This is a genomic window from Mucilaginibacter frigoritolerans, from assembly GCF_007830615.1.
Classification (GTDB): Bacteria; Bacteroidota; Bacteroidia; order Sphingobacteriales; family Sphingobacteriaceae; genus Mucilaginibacter; species Mucilaginibacter frigoritolerans.
The window spans coordinates 758,231-776,766 of record NZ_VLLI01000001.1; the positions used below are offsets into that span (position 1 = coordinate 758,231).

The 18,536-nt window shown below is 41.6% G+C and carries 14 protein-coding genes; 7 read left to right on the forward strand and 7 right to left on the reverse strand.

The window, feature by feature from the left end:
- Positions 1–83 precede the first annotated feature (83 nt).
- Positions 84–1,949 (forward strand): OmpA family protein, encoded by a 1,866-nt coding sequence (locus JN11_RS03135; protein WP_246138929.1) that lies wholly within the window; start codon positions 84–86, stop codon positions 1,947–1,949.
- Between the two features lie 825 nt (positions 1,950–2,774).
- Here JN11_RS03135 and recQ read toward each other — a convergent pair.
- On the reverse strand, positions 2,775–4,967 hold the full coding sequence (gene recQ, locus JN11_RS03140; protein ID WP_144909656.1) for a DNA helicase RecQ: 2,193 nt from the start codon (positions 4,965–4,967) through the stop codon (positions 2,775–2,777).
- A 245-nt stretch (positions 4,968–5,212) separates the two neighbouring features.
- Between recQ and JN11_RS03145 the strand changes: the two genes are divergently transcribed.
- Complete coding sequence (locus JN11_RS03145; RefSeq protein ID WP_144909525.1) at positions 5,213–6,298, forward strand: mannose-1-phosphate guanylyltransferase; 1,086 nt, start codon at positions 5,213–5,215, stop codon at positions 6,296–6,298.
- A gap of 446 nt (positions 6,299–6,744) precedes the next feature.
- Here the strand turns inward: JN11_RS03145 and rlmB are convergent, their stop codons facing one another.
- Complete coding sequence (gene rlmB / locus JN11_RS03150; RefSeq protein WP_144909527.1) at positions 6,745–7,512, reverse strand: 23S rRNA (guanosine(2251)-2'-O)-methyltransferase RlmB; 768 nt, start codon at positions 7,510–7,512, stop codon at positions 6,745–6,747.
- Between the two features lie 289 nt (positions 7,513–7,801).
- On the opposite strand from rlmB, the gene dnaB reads away from it, so the two are divergent.
- Positions 7,802–9,364 carry a replicative DNA helicase gene (dnaB, locus tag JN11_RS03155; protein ID WP_144909529.1) on the forward strand — a complete coding sequence of 521 codons (1,563 nt, stop codon included), beginning with the start codon at positions 7,802–7,804 and terminating at the stop codon, positions 9,362–9,364.
- 298 nt (positions 9,365–9,662) lie between these two features.
- On the opposite strand, the gene JN11_RS03160 is transcribed toward dnaB, so the two are convergent.
- The 3 genes from JN11_RS03160 to JN11_RS03170 form a co-directional block, all read right to left on the reverse strand.
- Complete coding sequence (locus JN11_RS03160; RefSeq protein ID WP_144909531.1) at positions 9,663–11,489, reverse strand: ABC transporter ATP-binding protein; 1,827 nt, start codon at positions 11,487–11,489, stop codon at positions 9,663–9,665.
- A gap of 86 nt (positions 11,490–11,575) precedes the next feature.
- A complete protein-coding gene (locus JN11_RS03165) occupies positions 11,576–12,088 on the reverse strand; it encodes a hypothetical protein (RefSeq protein ID WP_144909533.1) in 513 nt (170 codons plus the stop codon).
- Positions 12,085–12,867 (reverse strand): SAM hydrolase/SAM-dependent halogenase family protein, encoded by a 783-nt coding sequence (locus JN11_RS03170; RefSeq protein WP_144909534.1) that lies wholly within the window; start codon positions 12,865–12,867, stop codon positions 12,085–12,087. Before JN11_RS03170 ends, JN11_RS03165 begins: the two co-directional genes overlap by 4 nt.
- Before the next feature lie 180 nt (positions 12,868–13,047).
- Between JN11_RS03170 and JN11_RS03175 the strand changes: the two genes are divergently transcribed.
- From JN11_RS03175 to JN11_RS03190, 4 genes are all read left to right on the forward strand, one after another.
- Positions 13,048–14,007 (forward strand): PhoH family protein, encoded by a 960-nt coding sequence (locus JN11_RS03175; RefSeq protein ID WP_144909536.1) that lies wholly within the window; start codon positions 13,048–13,050, stop codon positions 14,005–14,007.
- A 147-nt stretch (positions 14,008–14,154) separates the two neighbouring features.
- Positions 14,155–15,099, forward strand: a complete 945-nt coding sequence (locus tag JN11_RS03180; RefSeq protein WP_144909538.1) for a phosphoribosylaminoimidazolesuccinocarboxamide synthase — start codon at positions 14,155–14,157, stop codon at positions 15,097–15,099.
- A gap of 79 nt (positions 15,100–15,178) precedes the next feature.
- The gene (locus JN11_RS03185; RefSeq protein ID WP_144909540.1) at positions 15,179–15,556 is read left to right on the forward strand and encodes an STAS domain-containing protein; all 378 of its coding nucleotides are present in this window, start codon (positions 15,179–15,181) and stop codon (positions 15,554–15,556) included.
- A gap of 22 nt (positions 15,557–15,578) precedes the next feature.
- Positions 15,579–16,490 (forward strand): ribonuclease Z, encoded by a 912-nt coding sequence (locus tag JN11_RS03190; RefSeq protein WP_144909542.1) that lies wholly within the window; start codon positions 15,579–15,581, stop codon positions 16,488–16,490.
- Positions 16,491–16,623: 133 nt separating this feature from the next.
- Here JN11_RS03190 and JN11_RS03195 read toward each other — a convergent pair whose 3' ends face one another.
- Both JN11_RS03195 and JN11_RS03200 read right to left on the reverse strand, forming a co-directional pair.
- The gene (locus tag JN11_RS03195; RefSeq protein ID WP_144909544.1) at positions 16,624–17,568 is read right to left on the reverse strand and encodes an MlaD family protein; all 945 of its coding nucleotides are present in this window, start codon (positions 17,566–17,568) and stop codon (positions 16,624–16,626) included.
- Between the two features lie 12 nt (positions 17,569–17,580).
- Entirely contained in the window at positions 17,581–18,492 is a 912-nt protein-coding gene (locus JN11_RS03200; RefSeq protein ID WP_144909546.1) for an N-acetylmuramoyl-L-alanine amidase family protein, read from the reverse strand.
- Positions 18,493–18,536 lie beyond the last annotated feature (44 nt).

Below are 18,536 nucleotides of genomic sequence, written 5' to 3' on the forward strand. Positions count from 1 at the left end.
ATAAAGAGGGTTGGGAAAATTTATTCTTAACCTAACGATATCGCATAATGAGGGTTACCTTTTGCTCAATATTTTTGATTCTTATGTCGGTTTTTGCATTTGCCCAGCAAAAACAATTCAGCACCACCAATAAAACGGCTATAGGATATTTTGTTGATGCCAACCATAGTTTGGACGACAATATGTACGATGAAGCCGTCACCCAGCTTAAGCAGGCTATTGATGAGGATAGTAAGTTTATAGAGGCCCATTTGCTGCTTGCCGATGTATATCATGCTAAAAGACTGTACCAGGCTTCTATTGCCGAATACCTGAAGGTAATTGCCCTGAACCCGGAGTTTAACAAGGCTGTTTACCTTAAACTTGGGAGTGATGAAATTGGCGCTGCCCAATATGACAATGCCCTTAAACACCTGCAAAAGTATTTAGGCTACCCGGATATCACCCCCAAAACCAGCACAATGGCACAAAAGCTGGTGGCCGATTGCACCTTCAGCATTGATGCTGTGGCGCATCCGGTGCCCTTTAAACCGCTCAACATGGGCCCGGCAATAAATACTGCCGATGACGAGTACCTGCCTGTAGCCACTGCCGATGAAAGCACCCTGATATTTACCCGCAAAATAAACAACAACGAAGATTTTTATAAAAGCATTATGGTTGATGGCAAGTGGCAAACCGCTACCTACCTGAGCAATCGCATTAACACGCCCGAGTATAATGAAGGCGCACAATCTATCTCGCAGGATGGTAAGTTTCTGTTTTTTACGGGATGTAACCGCCCGGATGGTATGGGCCGATGCGATATTTATGTGGCCCAAAAGAAAGGCGACGACTGGGGCAAACCCTTCGACCTGAGTGCTCCTGTTAATACACCCGGATGGGAAGCTCAACCCTCCATTAGTGCCGATGGACGTGCCCTGTATTTTGTGAGCAATCGTGCTGGTGGATATGGTGGTTACGACATCTGGAAATCAACCCTTACAGATAAGGGATGGGGTGAGCCTGAAAACCTCGGTCCCAATATTAATACGGCGTATAATGAGCAATCGCCCTTTATTCATGCTGATGATAGTACGCTTTACTTCTGCTCAAACGGCTGGCCGGGTTTAGGGGGGATGGATGTATTTGTGAGTCGCCTGAGTAAGGATGGTAAATGGCAAAAGCCCGAAAACTTGGGTTATCCGATCAATACCAATGGCGATGAGGCAGGCTTAACGCTGAGTGCCAATGGCAAGGATGCTTTTTACTCGTCGAACAATTTAAATGGCCTTGGTGGATATGATATTTACACCTTCGAGCTGCCTGCTAATGTAAAGCCACGTGTGGTAACCTATGTAAAGGGTAAGGTGAGCGATGCCAAAACCCTGCAACCGCTGGAAGCTGCCATAGAGATCATCAACCTGCAAAAAAACACGCCCGTATACCAGGATTACAGCGACCCCCAGCAAGGCGATTTCCTGGCTACCCTTACCGCGGGGAATGATTATGGTCTCAATATTTCAAAAACGGGATACCTGTTTTACTCTGAGCATTTCTCGCTGGCGGGGCATGAGCCGACAGATCCGTTTAACATAACCGTATTGCTGCAACCCATTGAAGTGGGCGATAAGGTGATACTGAACAATGTGTTTTTTGATACCAATAAGTTTAATCTGCGGGATGAATCCATTTCCGAGCTGCAAAAGCTGGTTGACTTTTTGACTCTTAACCCAAGCTTGCACATAGAAGTATCGGGCCATACCGATAACGTGGGTAACGATGCCGCGAACCAGGTGCTATCAGAAAACCGCGCCAAAGCAGTTTGCCAATACCTGGTAAACCACAGCATTGGCGCCGCCCGACTAAGCTACAAAGGCTACGGCAAAACCCAACCCATATCCCCCAACACCACCGACGACGGCCGCCAAAAGAACCGCAGAACGGAGATAAAGATTGTGGCGAAATAGTTCATGGTTGATGGTTCATAGATCATAGTCGATGGTTGAAATAGTATCTCGCGATCCTTCTCCGCGCGTCATTGCGAGGTACTGCCTGTCCAGAACTTGTTTCGGGAAAGCAACCTCTACTGAGGACAATCAACAGCACGGTATTACGTCATCTAACAAAATCCATCTCCATTGACTTGCAAGGCGTATAGATTGCTTCGTACCTCGCAATGACGTTGTGGTGAGATTCGTATCGTCTGTCCGGTTTTGAGTATAGGGTAGGTGATGACATTGCGGACGGAGAGGGCTATGGACCATCGACCATCAACTATGGACTTACCAAAACCATACCGTCCGTCCGAAACCAAGTATAGGGTACAGCGCAACAATGCGGATGGATCTACAACCTCAACTCTCTCGCGGCGTCATGGTGAGGAACGAAGCCATCTCTACTGAGGACAATCAACAGCACGGTATTACGTCATCTAACAATATCTATCTCCACTGATCTGCATGGCGTATAGATTGCTTCGTACCTCGCAATGACGCCAGTAGAAAGGTTTGAGCTAGATACAATAGCACTCCTCCGTCCGCTTTGTCAACCACCACCCTATACTTGTTTTCGGACGGACGGTACAGGGGGGAGTCTTTACATAGGATAATCTTCTTTTTGTCATGTTGAGCGTGAGCGAAACATCTTCTTCGCCTGGTAGGTAGACGAATTTCTATTGAAGAAGATCCTTCGCTCTCGCTCAGGATGACAATTCGCACCAAAACTCATCAACCAACAACAAAAAAGCCCCCGAAAATTAATCCGAGGGCTTGTATGCGTTAAAGCTTGTGTGCTTAGTTACCCATTTCTGACAGGAACTTGATGCGTACCAGCTGTATTTCTTCGCGGGTGTATTCGTCGCTGCCAAGTTCGGCAAGGGCTTCGTCTATCGAGTCTACTTCTGCGGTGCGGAAATACTCAAATATCTCTTCCTGCTTATCCTCGTCAATCACCTCATCAATATAATAGTTGAGGTTTAGCTTGGTGCCCGAGTTTACAATGGTTTCTACCTCTTTCAATATCTCATCGTACGATAAGCCTTTTGAAGCGGCAATATCATCCAAATTTAAATGACGGTCGATATTCTGAATAATGAATACTTTAAGGGCCGATTTGTTGGCGGCACTCTTTATCACCATATCTACCGGACGGTCGATATCATTATCCTCTACATATTTCTGAATCAGATCGGTAAATGGCTTGCCAAATTTAAGCGCCTTACCTGCACCCACGCCTGATATTTGTTTCAGCTCATCGGTAGTAATAGGGTAGTGCGTACACATTTCCTCTAACGATGGATCCTGGAAGATTACAAACGGAGGTAATCCTTTTTGTTTGGCCAGCTTTTTACGCAGGTCCTTCAGCATTTGCAGTAATGCGGTATCTAAAGCACCACCGCCTTGTTTAGGGCCATCTTCCGAGTCGTCATCATCTGTATTTTCCATCGGCTTGTTCAGTATGAAACGGATGCTGTATGGATTGTCAATAAATGCGAGGCCGGTTTTGGTTAAGTGCAGTAAGCCGTACTGGTCAATATCTTTAGCTAAAAAGTTATTAAGTAATGCCTGGCGCAGCAGTGAGTTCCACAGGTTGCGTCCCTCTTCCTTGCCCGATCCGAAATATTCGAGCGTATCGTGCTCATAATTTTTGATCTGGGCATTCTCCTCACCAATTAATATGCTGATGATGTGGTGATCGTCAAACTTCTCGCCAATGGCTTTAATAAGGCTCAATGCGCGGTGCAGATGTACCTCACCATCAAAATGTTCTTTAGGTCCGCAGCAGTTGTCGCACATGTTGTTGCAGCCTGCTTCGTTAAAGTTTTCGCCAAAGTAATGCAGCAGCTGTTTACGGCGGCATACAGATGATTCGGCATAGTCTATCACTTCCTTCAGTATCTGGGTGCCAATTTCGCGTTCAGCAACCGGCTTATCCTTCATAAACTTCTGGAGCTTATCAATATCTTTTTCGGAGTAAAAGGCAACGCAAACCCCTTCGCCACCATCACGCCCGGCTCTACCGGTTTCCTGGTAGTAACCTTCCATGCTCTTAGGCACATCGTGGTGTATTACGTAACGCACATCGGGTTTATCAATACCCATACCAAAGGCTATGGTTGCTACAATAACATCCACATCCTCCATCAGGAATTTGTCTTGTGTATCGGCGCGTACTTTAGGGTCGAGGCCTGCATGGTAGGGCAGGGCCTTTACGCCGTTAAGGTTCAGTGCTTCGGCAACTTCCTCCACCTTTTTACGGCTCAGGCAGTAAATAATGCCCGATTTTCCTTGGTTTTGTTTTACAAACTTTACAATCTCCTTAATCACATTACGCTTGGCCCTAACCTCATAAAACAGGTTTGAACGATTAAATGATGATTTATAGATGGTTGCATTGTTCATTTGCAGGTTTTTCTGAATGTCCTGCTGAACTTTTGGGGTAGCGGTTGCAGTTAGGGCGATGATTGGAATGTTATCGCCAATATTGCTGATTACCTGTCTTATTTTGCGGTACTCCGGGCGGAAATCATGTCCCCACTCAGAAATACAGTGCGCTTCATCAACAGCTACAAATGATACCAGGTTGAGACGCAGAAAGTCGATATTTTCCTGTTTGGTAAGCGACTCTGGCGCTACATAAAGCAATTTGGTTTTACCGGCCAGCACATCTTCTTTAACCCGGGCAATATCTGATTTTGTTAACGATGAATTTAAAAAATGTGCAATGCTGTCTGATCCGCCAAATGCCCTCAACTGGTCAACCTGATTTTTCATCAGGGCAATGAGCGGGGAGATCACGATCGCGGTTCCTTCGCTCATCAAAGCCGGTAACTGGTAACACATGGATTTGCCGCCACCGGTAGGCATAATCACAAATGTATCGTTCCCCGCCAAAATGTTTGTTATAATCGCTTCCTGTTCCCCTTTGAAATTGTCGAACCCGAAAAAGTTCTGTAGGTTATCAAAAAGCGACTTCTTTGTTTCAATCATTATTTATGTATGCTTATTATTCGATTTAAAAGTTTAAAGTAACAAATTTTTATCAATAAACGACAGATTTACTTTAAAATTTTATAGAAAAATGATTATTCTTTTAAAAACAATTTTGCTTAATTATGCATTTAAACAACAATATTGTGCCGCGGTAATTATTTAATTTTATTTGATACTAATTTTACAAATTATTGACCAAATTTACCGCGCATTTACCAAATTAAAATTGTTAGCAACACATGAATAAAAATTACTATGCCATCATCATGGCAGGCGGTATCGGAAGCCGTTTTTGGCCCATTAGCCGTACTTCGCACCCAAAACAATTTATTGACATTTTAGGTACAGGCAAAACTTTGATCCAAAATACCTACGACAGATTTTTAAAAGTTTGCCCAAAGGAGAATATTTATGTGGTGACCAACGATATTTATACCGACCTGGTAAAGGCGCAACTGCCAGATATGGCCGACCAGCAGATACTAACCGAGCCGGTGATGCGCAACACGGCCCCTTGTGTGGCTTACGGTTGTTTTAAAATTGAGAGCCTTAATCCGGATGCTGCTATTGTTGTGGCCCCTTCAGATCACTTGATATTAAACGAGACCGCTTTTATTGCAGCGATTGAAAAATCGTTAGAGGCGGCTTCTAAAAATGATTTACTGATTACCCTGGGTATACAGCCATCTCGCCCTGATACTGGGTATGGCTATATCCAGTACACTTCCAATACACTCCATAACGATTTTCATAAGGTGAAAACCTTTACCGAGAAGCCTACGCTGGAAATTGCCAAGACCTTTATCCAAAGTGGCGACTTTTTATGGAACGCGGGGATCTTTGTATGGTCGGCTAAATCAATTGTAAAGGCATTTGCCCAGCATTTGCCTGATATGAATGAGATTTTTGCCGAAGCAAGACCCGTTTACAATACCGGTAGCGAAAAGAGCCACATTAACAAAGCTTACCTGCAATGTACCAATATCTCTATTGATTACGGTATTATGGAAAAGGCTGATAATGTGTATGTTTTACCATCAGAATTTGGCTGGAGCGATTTGGGTACCTGGGCATCCATTTACGAGCTTGCAGAGAAAGATTACGTAGGCAATGCCGTAATTCCATCAGAAAAAGTGATTATGTACGATTCATCCAACTGTATGGTTAACGTACCCGAAGAAAAGCTGGTGATATTACAGGGTCTGCATGACTTTATCGTAGTAGAATCAAACAATACCCTGTTGATTTGCCCACGAGACCAGGAGCAAAATGTTAAAAAGGTAGTAGCCGACGTAAAGCAGAAATTCGGAACGAAGTATATTTAGGGTTGATAGTTCATGGTTGATAGATCATAGACTATGATAGGAGGATGGTGGGCGAGTTAAATTGTCGCGCGCATAGCTAACTCACCCGGTCGTATTCCGCCTTTAGGCGGATCGACCACCCTCTCTTTTGCAAGCAAAAAAGAGGGATTGGTAAACGGTTGTTTTTTTCTTATTTCTTTTTTACCCTCTTTACGACTTGTCGTAGAGAGGGTGGTCCAGCGTAGCGTCGACCGGGTGAGTCAACTCTGCGCCATCCCTGTCCGCTTCGTCAACCATTACCCTATACTTGTTTTCGGACGGACGGTACAAAGATGGGTCCATGGTCCATAGCAATGCCGGGAAAGTTGTGCTGTCATCATCCAATGACTCAATTGCTATCAATCATTGCAGAAATAATCCATGGACCATGGTCTATCGTCCATCGACTACCATCTATCAACCATCAACTACTTAACCACCAACCTCTGCCTAATAGCTTCATACACAATAATACCAGTAGCTACTGATACGTTGAGTGATTCAATTTCGCCGTACATAGGTATTTTAGCCAGATGATCTGAAATGCGGATAATCTCGTTACGTACCCCGTCTTCTTCCGATCCCATGATGATAGCCGTAGGGTCGGTATAGTCGGGAGTATAGATATCGTCTTTGGTTTTCTCGGTGCAGCAAACCAACTGTAAGCCCGATTCCTGCAAGAATTTTACGGTTTGTATAAAGTTATCATGCCTGCACACCGGGATCTTGTACAAGGCTCCTGCCGAGGTTTTTATAGCATCAGGGTTTATCTGTGCCGATCCTTTGGCAGGTATCACAATGGCATGTACGCCGGCACACTCAGCAGTACGCGCAATGGCGCCCATATTGCGTACATCGGTAATAGAATCCAACACTAAAATGAGCGGTACCTGTCCATCTTCAAATATCTGCGGGATAATGTTTTCTATCTTATGGTAAGTGATGGGCGATATAAAAGCAACCACCCCCTGGTGATTTTTCGGCGTAAGGCGATTCAGCTTTTCTACCGGTACTTGCTGGGCCGTTAGCTGGTATTCGTTCAGTAGTTCTTTTAGCTCAGTAAGCAGGCCGCCACCAAGTCCGCGTTGCAGGTATAATGCCTCAATTTCTTTACCCGAACGGATAGCCTCAATAACTGCACGGATGCCAAAAACCATTTGATTGCTCTCACGTGCAGGCCTCGAATTATAACTCATTTTTAATATTTTACTAAAAGGCAAAAGTAGCTATATTAATTGATTTAGCACTTATTGAACCGATTAACCATTTTGGTTTTTTTTATAATAATTAACACCCCAAAGTTATTAACATGCTATTAAGTACTTGGTAATCAAGTTTAATTTAAAATTGCTAACAAGTTCTTAACATCGACACAAAAACAATGTTATTAAAAAGCAGGGCATTTTGATAGATTTTTTTTTGCTAAAAATGCGATTGTTTAAAATCAAATGCATTACCAAATATCTTTTGTATATTTTTGTTTCGATGAATTTTGAGAACGATACTCCCTTTAACAAGCCTAACACCAACGAACGCAGAAGCCGGGTAACCACCCCAACTCCTTATACTGGTTTGGGCAAGCTTCAACCTCAGGCAATTGACCTCGAAGAGGCCGTGCTGGGTGCATTAATGCTGGAGAAAGACGCCTTATCGTCGGTTATTGATATTATAAAACCGGAGGTTTTTTATAAGGATAATCACCAGAAAATATTTCAGGCTATCAGGGTGTTGTTTGAAAAATCATCGCCGGTTGATATCCTTACCGTAACGGCACAGTTACGCCAGCAGGGTGAGCTTGAAATGATAGGCGGTGCCTATTATATTACCGAGTTAACCAACCGTGTAGCCTCTGCTGCCAATATTGAATTTCACGCCCGTATCATCATCCAGAAATACATTCAGCGCGAGCTGATCCGTATCTCTACAGATGTAATTCAGAGCGCTTATGAAGATACCAGCGACGTTTTAGATCTGTTAGATAAAGCAGAAAAGAACCTGTTCGAGATTGCCCAGAATAACCTTCGCCGTGACTCACGCAAGATGGATGACCTGATGCATGAGGCCCTAAAGGGGATTGAATCTCTTAAAGATAAAAAAGACGGTTTAACAGGTGTTGCATCAGGCTTTACAGAGCTGGATAGAATGACCTCGGGCTGGCAAAAATCAGATTTGGTAATTATAGCTGCCCGTCCGGCAATGGGTAAAACAGCATTCGTACTAACCTGCGCCCGTAATGCAGCGGTTGATTTTAACAAACCGGTGGTAGTATTCTCACTCGAGATGTCGTCGGTACAGTTGGTTAATCGTTTAATATCCGGAGAGGCACAAATTGAGCAGGAAAAGATCCGTAAGGGTAACCTGGAAGAATGGGAGTGGGCACAAATACACTCCAAAATAGGCAGGCTGGAGCAGGCACCGTTAATTATTGACGATACCCCGGCACTAAATATCTTCGAATTCAGAGCCAAATGCCGTCGTTTAAAGTCGCAGCATGATATCCAGTTAATCATCATTGACTACTTGCAGCTAATGCATGGTAAGGCGGCTGATGCCAAAGGTGGTGGTAACCGTGAGCAGGAAATTGGTAGTATATCAAGAGCCTTAAAATCGGTAGCTAAAGAGTTGAATGTTCCGGTGATAGCCCTGTCGCAGTTAAGTCGTGCGGTAGAGAGCAGGCCAGGTGGTTCAAAAAGGCCGATGCTATCAGATTTGCGTGAATCGGGATCTATTGAGCAGGATGCGGATATGGTATTGTTCCTTTACCGTCCCGAATATTACGGCTTGGAAGTGGATGAGGATAATAACCCAACACAAGGCGTAGGTGAGGTAATTATAGCCAAGCACCGTAATGGTGAAACCGGCCGTGTAAGGCTCAAATTCGTAGGTAAATACGTTAAATTCACCGACCTTGACACGGGTATGGATGGCGCATTTTCGCCGGGCAATGCCTTTACAGGTTTAGCACCGTCACAAGATTTTGAGAAGCCCAATAACTTTATTATAAGGCCATCACGTATGGATGATATTGATGATGAGCAGCCGTTTTAATAGAGTTGGTGAATAGTTGATTAAGTGAGTAGTTGATTGGGTATAGTCGATAGTTTATAATTTTTACGGCGCTGTCCGCAATGTTGCGCTATACCCTATACTTGTTTTCGGACGGACGGTACGTGAGGAAGTCCATAGTCGATGGTCCATAGACCATAGCCCTCTTCGTTCGCATTGTTGAGCTATACCCTATACTTGTTTTCGGACGGACGGTACGGAGGATGTCCATAGTCAACGATCTATGAACCATGAACTATTCACTCAATCAACCTATCAACCTAATCAACCACTCACCAATTTACCCCACCTCAAACTGCAAGCTGCTCAGATACCTGTAGAGGCCTTGCTCATTGCTGATGAGTTCCTGGTGATTGCCTGATTCAATGATATGGCCCTTTTCCAGCACGATGATCTTATCTGCTTCGCGGATGGTTGACAGGCGATGGGCTATGATGATAGAAGTGCGGTTTTTCATCAGCTCTTCCAAAGCTTCCTGCACCAGGCGTTCAGATTCTGAATCGAGTGACGAGGTAGCTTCATCCAATATCAATATAGCCGGATTTTTAAGCAAGGCCCTTGCAATGGCAATCCGCTGCCGCTGACCACCTGATAGTTTAACACCACGCTCACCAACCACGGTGTCATAACCTTCAGGAAACGACATGATAAACTGATGTGCATTGGCACGCTGGGCAGCCTGTATAATTTCTTCTTTTGATGCGCTGAGTTTGCCATAGGCGATGTTTTCCAGTATGGTGCCGCCAAATAGCATTACATCCTGCGGTACAATAGCCACCTGGTTACGGATATCGGTTAGGGAATAATCAGCCGCAGGCTTACCATCAAAGCTGATGAAGCCACTTTGCGGATGATAAAACTGCAATATCAAAGCCGCCATAGTTGATTTACCCGAACCGCTTGGCCCTACAATGGCTACCTTTTGCCCGGCTGCGGCATCAAATGAAATATCTTTTAATACGGTTAATTCCGGTCGTGATGGATAGGCAAAAACAACGTTATTGAAAGACAGGTTACCTTCTATTTTTTGTTTGATAGCGTTATCAGCTTCGTTAATGGATACTTCTTCACCTTCTTCGTCCAGTATTTCCAGCACACGTTCGCTGGCACCTACCGCCTTTTGCATGTTGCCGTATAGCTCAGGGAAACTACCCATTGATGCTGCAACAAATACCCCGTAAATAACAAATTGAATAAGTTTACCGATAGTAAGCTCATGATGGTTAACCATTACCGAGCCATACCAAATTACGGCTACAATGGCCCCAAAAAGGCAAAAAACAACAAAGGAAGCAAATAGTCCCCTGAACTTGGCCCCTTTAACAGCAAGCTTCACTACATCGCGCAGGTTCTTATTGTACCGTCCTGCTTCAAAGGCTTCGTTTACAAAAGCTTTTACATTAGCTATACCCTGCAAGGTTTCTTCCACAACGGTATTTGATTCGGCCAGCTTATCTTGTGCCTGGCGGGAAAGTTTGCGGATAAATCTGCCAAAAACCACTGCTATAACCACTAGTACAGGCATCATCAATAACAAAGTCAGCGTAAGCTTTGGCGATACGATGATGAGAAAAGTAATACCACCGGTAAGCAATATCAACTGCCTGATCATTTCGGCCAGGGTAGTGGTTATCGCATCCTGTATTTGTGAAAGATCGGCAGAAATACGGCTGTTGAGTTCACCAACCCTGCGGTTGGAAAAGAAATTCATGGGCAGGGTAATCAATTTAAAATAGGTATCGCGTCTTATATCAGCTAACGACCGCTCTGCTACCTGAACAAACCAAATCACCCTGAAAAATGATACAAATGCCTGTGCAAGCAAAACCACCAATGCCACCAGGCCAATACCGTTAAGCGTACCGGGTAAAAAAGAAAATTTATGTTTACCCTGTGCAGCATCAATCAAAGCACCCAAAAACTGCGGAAAGGCTAATCCAACCAAACTCGACATAAACAAAAATAGCATGGCTGCTATGAATCTGCCCCGGTAAGGTTTAATATAGGAAAGCAGTCTTACTACCTGTTTTAAGCTTTTACTGTTGATTTTTGCCTTAGGTAAATCTTGCTCTGCTGCGTTGCCACTGTTTAGTCGTCCTCTTGCCATTATTGTTTTGTATGATGGTGTTAATATCCATAAGGACGATTGATATGCCTTAACATTTTAAAAGATGCTGAAAAGAAATATTAAAATTAAGCTTTTCGTTTGCGGGTAGCAAAATAAAGAGTGCTTGCCAGCATCAAAACCAGCAGTATGATTAACCAGCTTACTGTTTTATCGTGCTCCTGTTGCTGTTTAGCAGCATCCGTTTTCAGCTGATCAACCTGATCCCGAAGCTTATTAATAGTGGTCATAAAGCCAATGTTGCTATTCTCGGCTTCTTTGGAGTGGGTTTGTACCTGTGTTTGCTGAAAGGTGCGCAAATCCAGTAATATTTTTAGCTCTTTGTAGATGTCATCATCTGTTTTAACAATATCCATTAAGATATCATTTGATCGGCGGATGTCTTTTTTAGTCTGGAAACCAAAAATACCCGTATGCATGCTTAAACTCTGATCGTACTGACCAAATTTAACGGTACGTTGAGCCAGCATGCTGTTGATTTTTTTACGCTGCAACTGGTAAGCCAGCGAATCGCTGTTTACCTGTGCAAAGGCGGCTATGCACAAAAAATAAAATAGCAGAAATGAGCTTAGTTTCTTCATGAATCCAAAAAATCAATTATCACACTATCGCCTAAATTTAATCCTAATAAACCACTTGCATTGCCCTTATTAATAGCAATTTCCAGGTGATCGCTAATGCCAAACAAGCAAAGCTTTTCGCCTTCGGGAACCTCGTTATAATGCCAGCTTAAATGATTTATGGTTTCATTACGTTTAAAGGAAAGCATAAACCGGCGGCCCTGTTGTACGGTATTAAAAAACTCCTTGGTAATATTGGTAATCACATTCTGAAATGAATCGATATAAATAACCACTCCCTTTATCAGGTTTTTTTCTATCACGGGTTGCAGGGTCATTTTCTTCTCAATATCACTTACCGGTATACCAATTTGAGTGAGCTTACCACTTTTGGCTAAGTGGCAGGCAGCCTTTACAAAAATATCAGCCAGCGGAAAATGCAGAAATTTAAGATCCTGCATAATGTTTATCTCCACAATTTCATCAGGATCTTTATCAAACATTAATGAAAATATGCCATTATCGGCACCAACAAAGTAGTGGTTTTTATACCTAATAGCCAGATAACGAGTATCTTCATTATAAACCGTATCAATGCCAATTAAATGAACCGTATCATCAGGAAAATAATAGAAACTATTTTTCAAAATGAACGCAGCCTGTTGTATATTGTAAGCGGCAACGCTATTGGTAATATCAACAATATTTACTGTAGGCAACAATTTAAGGATACTTCCTTTCAGGGCAGCCTGATAAATATCTTTGTCGCCCAAATCAGTAGTTAAAGTTATTATTGCCATTAATTTTTTAAATATTTATCACTAATCTTGTGGAAGCATATTTAGATGAGAGACATAAGATTTGAGAGGTGAGATGGGCGAGTCCCAATCTCAAATCTCACGTCTCAAATCTCCTATCTAAACAGTTACAAATATTCAATTTTTAATTCATAAAAATCTGCAACTATAAATCAATTTGTATTGAACGAGCTTAAATTGTCAATTGAACAGATCAACCCGGCGGTATTGTGGGGACCTAATAATGATCATTTTGAGATCATTAAAAAGCAATATCCAAAGCTTAAAATAGTAGCAAGGGGTAACGAGGTGAAGATTTTGGGTGACGATCATGAACTCAATATTTTCCAGGAAAAATTTGCGCACCTGCTTCAGCATGTGGAGAAATATGAAAATCTGAATATAACGGACCTGGAACGCATTTTAGGATCAAAAGCTTCTGATGCACCGACTGATAACGGCCCTACCGATAAATTTGCCAGCGGCGAAGTAATTGTATTCGGACCGAATGGTGTTATGGTAAAGGCGCGTACAGCCAACCAGCGTAAAATGGTTGATTGTATCAATAAAAGCGATATCCTTTTTGCCATTGGGCCCGCAGGTACCGGTAAAACCTATACTGCGGTTGCACTGGCAGTAAGGGCACTTAAAAATAAAGACATTAAACGTATTATATTAACCAGGCCGGCAGTAGAGGCAGGGGAGAACCTGGGCTTTTTACCGGGTGACCTTAAGGAAAAAATTGATCCTTACCTTCGTCCTTTATATGATGCTTTGGATGATATGATTCCGGCTGAAAAGCTTAAGATGTATCTTGAAAATCGCACCATTGAAATTGCACCATTAGCATTTATGCGCGGCCGTACGCTTGACAATTGTTTTGTGATACTGGATGAGGCGCAAAATGCCACCGATATGCAGTTGAAGATGTTTTTAACGCGTATGGGGCCATCAGCCAAATTTATTGTTACGGGTGATGTTACACAGATTGATTTACCCAAAAAACAACAATCGGGCCTGCATACTGCTTTAAGGATATTAACGGATATAAAGGGAATTGAAATAGTTTACCTGAGCGGCGAAGACGTTGTAAGGCACAAATTGGTACGCAAAATATTAGAAGCTTACGGAGATATTCAGTAGAGATGTGAGATATTTAATGTGAGATATGAGATAGAAAGCTAATTTTGCATTTTCAAATCTTACGTTAGAAATTAAGCTAGTGGCGATATAGGTAGTTTACGTTTTAAGCAAAAAACGAAAATCTTTATATCCCAAATAAAAAGAAGAATGAACGCAATAAAAGAAACACACTTTAATTTCCCGGGCCAAACCAATTTTTATAAAGGTAAAGTAAGGGATGTATACACTATTGATAATAAATACCTGGTAATGGTTGTTTCTGACCGTATATCAGCATTTGATGTTGTTTTACCAGAAGCTATACCATACAAAGGGCAGGTGTTAAACCAGATAGCCGCCAAGTTTTTGCAGGCTACAGCCGATATCGTTCCCAACTGGGTGGTGAATGTTCCGGATCCAAGCGTTACTATAGGACGTATTTGCGATCCGTTTAAAGTGGAAATGGTTATCCGCGGTTATTTGGCCGGACACGCATGGCGCGAGTATAGTGCAGGCAAGAGGCAGGTTTGTGGTGTAAGTTTACCCGAAGGACTTAAAGAAAATGATAAGCTTCCTGAGCCGATAATTACCCCTACAACAAAAGCATCAGTAGGGCATGATGAAGATATTTCAAAAGAGCAGATTCTGGAAAGAGGAATAGTTTCGGCAGAAGATTATGCACAGCTTGAAAAATATACCAGGGCTCTTTTTGCCCGTGGAACTGAAATTGCTGCGAAACAGGGATTAATATTAGTGGATACTAAATATGAATTTGGCAAAGCCGATGGAAAAATTTACCTGATAGATGAAATTCATACACCAGATTCTTCAAGGTATTTTTACAGTGAAGGCTATGCCGAAAGACAGAAAAACGGAGAGCCACAAAAACAATTATCAAAAGAATTTGTAAGAAAATGGTTAATTGAAAACGGTTTCCAAGGTAAAGAAGGGCAGGTAGTTCCGGTAATGACAGCAGAAATTGTAAAGTCGATATCTGAGCGTTATATTGAGCTTTTTGAACAAATAACCGGCGAAAGTTTTGTTAAACCGGGCCATGATAGTGTATTGAACCGGGTAGAAAATGCCATAAATAACGCACTAAAAGCCTTGTGAAATTTTGTTTAAACACAAAATAATTATAACTTAAAACACAAAAAATAATTATATCTTAGCTTTTTAATTAGTATAAACAATGAAATTTACTGTTGATAAACACGAAAAATATATTTTACTAAGGCTTAACGAAGGTAAGTTGAATTCAATTGTTTCGCCTCAGCTTAAATCTGAACTCATTCTAATCAATACAGAAGGGCAGAGAAATATAATTTTTGATCTTTCACAGGTTAAATTTGCTGATTCTTCGGGATTAAGCAGCTTACTGGTGGGGCATCGCTTATGTAAAAATGCAAGTGGTAGTTTTATTTTAACTGGTTTAAATGATGCAGTATCCCGTTTAATAACTATTTCTCAATTAGATAGTGTACTTTCTATTGTACCTACAGCTGAAGAAGCCATTGACCTTGTTTTTAGTGAAGAAATAGAAAAAGAATTAAAGAGAGAAGCAAAATAACCCAACTGATTGTTAACCAAGTATGAAATTTGAGCTAACAATACTTGGCAGCAGTTCTGCAACCCCCATATTTAACCGTAACCCTACATCACAGGTACTCAATATTAATGAGCGCCTTTACATGATTGATTGTGCCGAAGGTACACAGCAACAGATGTTGCGCTATGATGTAAAAGGTAGTCGTATCGATCATATTTTTATCAGTCATCTTCATGGCGATCATTACTTAGGCCTGGTTGGTTTATTATCATCCATGCACCTTAACGGCCGTACAAAGCCCTTAGCTATTTATGGCCCTCCGCATTTAAAAGAAATAATATACCTGCAGCTAACTTACTCCGAAACTACTTTGCAATACCCAATGGAATTTGTTTCTATTGATGCAGAGAAAGCCACGGTAATTTTAGATAACCATGATGTAACGGTTGAAACCATTCCACTGTTTCATGGTATTCCATGCACCGGTTTTTTATTCAGAGAAAAGAAAAGACTAAGAAAGCTTTTAAAAGAAAAACTTGAAAGGCTAAAAATCCCTGTCGAGTATTTTTCAGCTTTAAAAAAAGGAGCAGATTACACCGCTACTGATGGTACTGTACTTAAGAATGATACTTTGACTGTTGATTCTGATACGCCAAAATCATATGCTTATTGTTCAGATACCATGTACAATGAAGCTTATTTTGAGCAGATAAGTAATGTTACCCTGCTATATCATGAAGCTACCTTTTTAAATAATATGCTTGAAAGAGCTGTTGAAACCCAACATACTACTGCACTACAGGCTGGCGAAATTGCTTTAAAAACCAATGCGAAAAAATTGATCATTGGGCACTTCTCGGCCAGGTACAAAACCCTAAGCGAGCTATTGGATGAAGCTAAAAGTGTATTCCCCGAAACAGAACTTGCTACAGAAGGGAAAACGTTTGTGATTTGAGTATAGGTGGGGGTGATTAGCGGTTGGAGATTAGAGATTAGGCAGAAGTAGGAGAAAAGAATATTCCTAATCTCCAACCTCTATTAATATTCCCTTCCTAATCACTGATTTCTAATCTCTCTCTAACTTAATCTTAATCCTTTTTACCTCCAAAAACAGAGAAGCTTACATAACGCTTAGGATGTGCTTTCAGGTCAATTAACAGGTTGTTAAGGCTTGCAGAAGCATCTTTCAGGTTATTGTACATTTTATCATCATTAATCAGCAATCCTATACTTCCTTTGCCGCTATTGATTTTGTTAATAGCATCCTGCAAATCGGCCATAGCCTTATTGGTGTTATCCAGGGTTTGTTTAATATTGGCATTGGCAACATCATTGCTAACTTTTTCAAAGTTTGCACTAATGCCGGTTAAATGCTCCGTACTTGTTTTTAAGTTGCTCGATACGGCATCAGCATTAGCTAATATGCCATTAATGTGGTCAGACTGGCCTCCTACAAGGGCATCAATTTTTTTAGTAGTTCCTTCAAGAGTTTGCAAAGAGTTGGCAATGCTCATAAAGCTTCTGTCTACATTTTTTTCGAAAGCCGGGTTTAATATTTTGTTAATTGATGCGAGTGCTGAATCTAATTTGCCAATAAGATTTTCTGCTTTGTTTTGAATTGGTTGCAAGCTTTCGGCAAGGCTCCCCTGAATATCAGCTCTCAGCGTGTCATTATCTTCTGCATAGGTATTGCTGTTACCGTATTCAAACACAATAGCTTTGCTTCCCAGAAGATCAGTACTTACCAGTTTGGCAAGGGTATTTGAGGGAACATTGTATTGTTTTTCAATTTTAAACTCCACAACAGTATGCCCATCGGCACGTAAGTTCATTTTTGAAATCCTGCCAATCTGGAAGCCATTTACCAATACTGGTTTTGAAATGGACAGGCCATCTACACTTTTATAAACGGCGTAAAACTTGTTTGAGCCCGAAAATATGTCATTGCCCCTTAAAAAACTATAGCCTAAAATTAATATGGTTATAGCAATGGCAGTAAGAGCCCCAATTTTTGTTTCGTTTGATATTTTCAATTTGATAGATTTTTATTGTGGTTGTGATACTGATTCTACTTCGTTTTTATAATTTTCCAATGCTCTTACAATTGAGGCAACTATCTCATCTTGACCTTTTTCGGAGTTGAGGTAAGCTTCATCATCCGGATTATTAATATACCCTGTTTCCACAAGTACTGCAGGCATTGCGCTATGGCATAGCACCAATACACCCTGTTCACGTATACCTTCACTTGGCCTGCCATCAGTTTGCACAAATTCATTGTTTATAAGCTCGGCTAAATGTATGCTTTGCTTTCTGTATTTGCGTTTGTATTCATTCATCAGAATCATTGATGCCGGATCGTTTGGATCAGGGTCAGTATTCATCTCTGAATCGTCTTCGATTAGGTTTTCTTTAATCGCTTTTTCTTCCTCCTTGGTCCTATGAAAACCATAAACCAAAATTAAAACACCTTTGCCTGAACGATTTGGTACTTCTACCGTTTTGTAAATAGGTTTATGATGTTTATGACCAATAACTTCCCGTATAGTTCTGTCAGCAAGAGAGTTACAGTGGATCGAGATGAACAGATCCCCTTTGTTTGCATTAGCAATATCTGCACGTTTTTGCCATGCTACGTCCTCTTCGGTACTGCGTGTTAATACCACTTTTACACCTGTCAACTGTTTTTCTAGTTCAACCTGCAATTTAAGTGCTATGGCAAGCGTTACATTTCTCTCAAAGGAATAAGAACCTGATGCCCCGGGAGAGTAGTGGCCAACTGCTCCTGACGGACGGACACCGTGACCAGCATCAACAATAATGGTTTTAATTTTATAACCATTACCGGTAACTGTATCCTTTGAAGAATTAATGCTCAATGAGAACGAAAAAAACGGTAAAGAAACCAGTATTATCAACAAACCATAAATCAATCTTTTCAATGCCTTATTTTTCATTATTTTTGAACGCGGTTAACTATATCTGCAAAAATACTATTCAT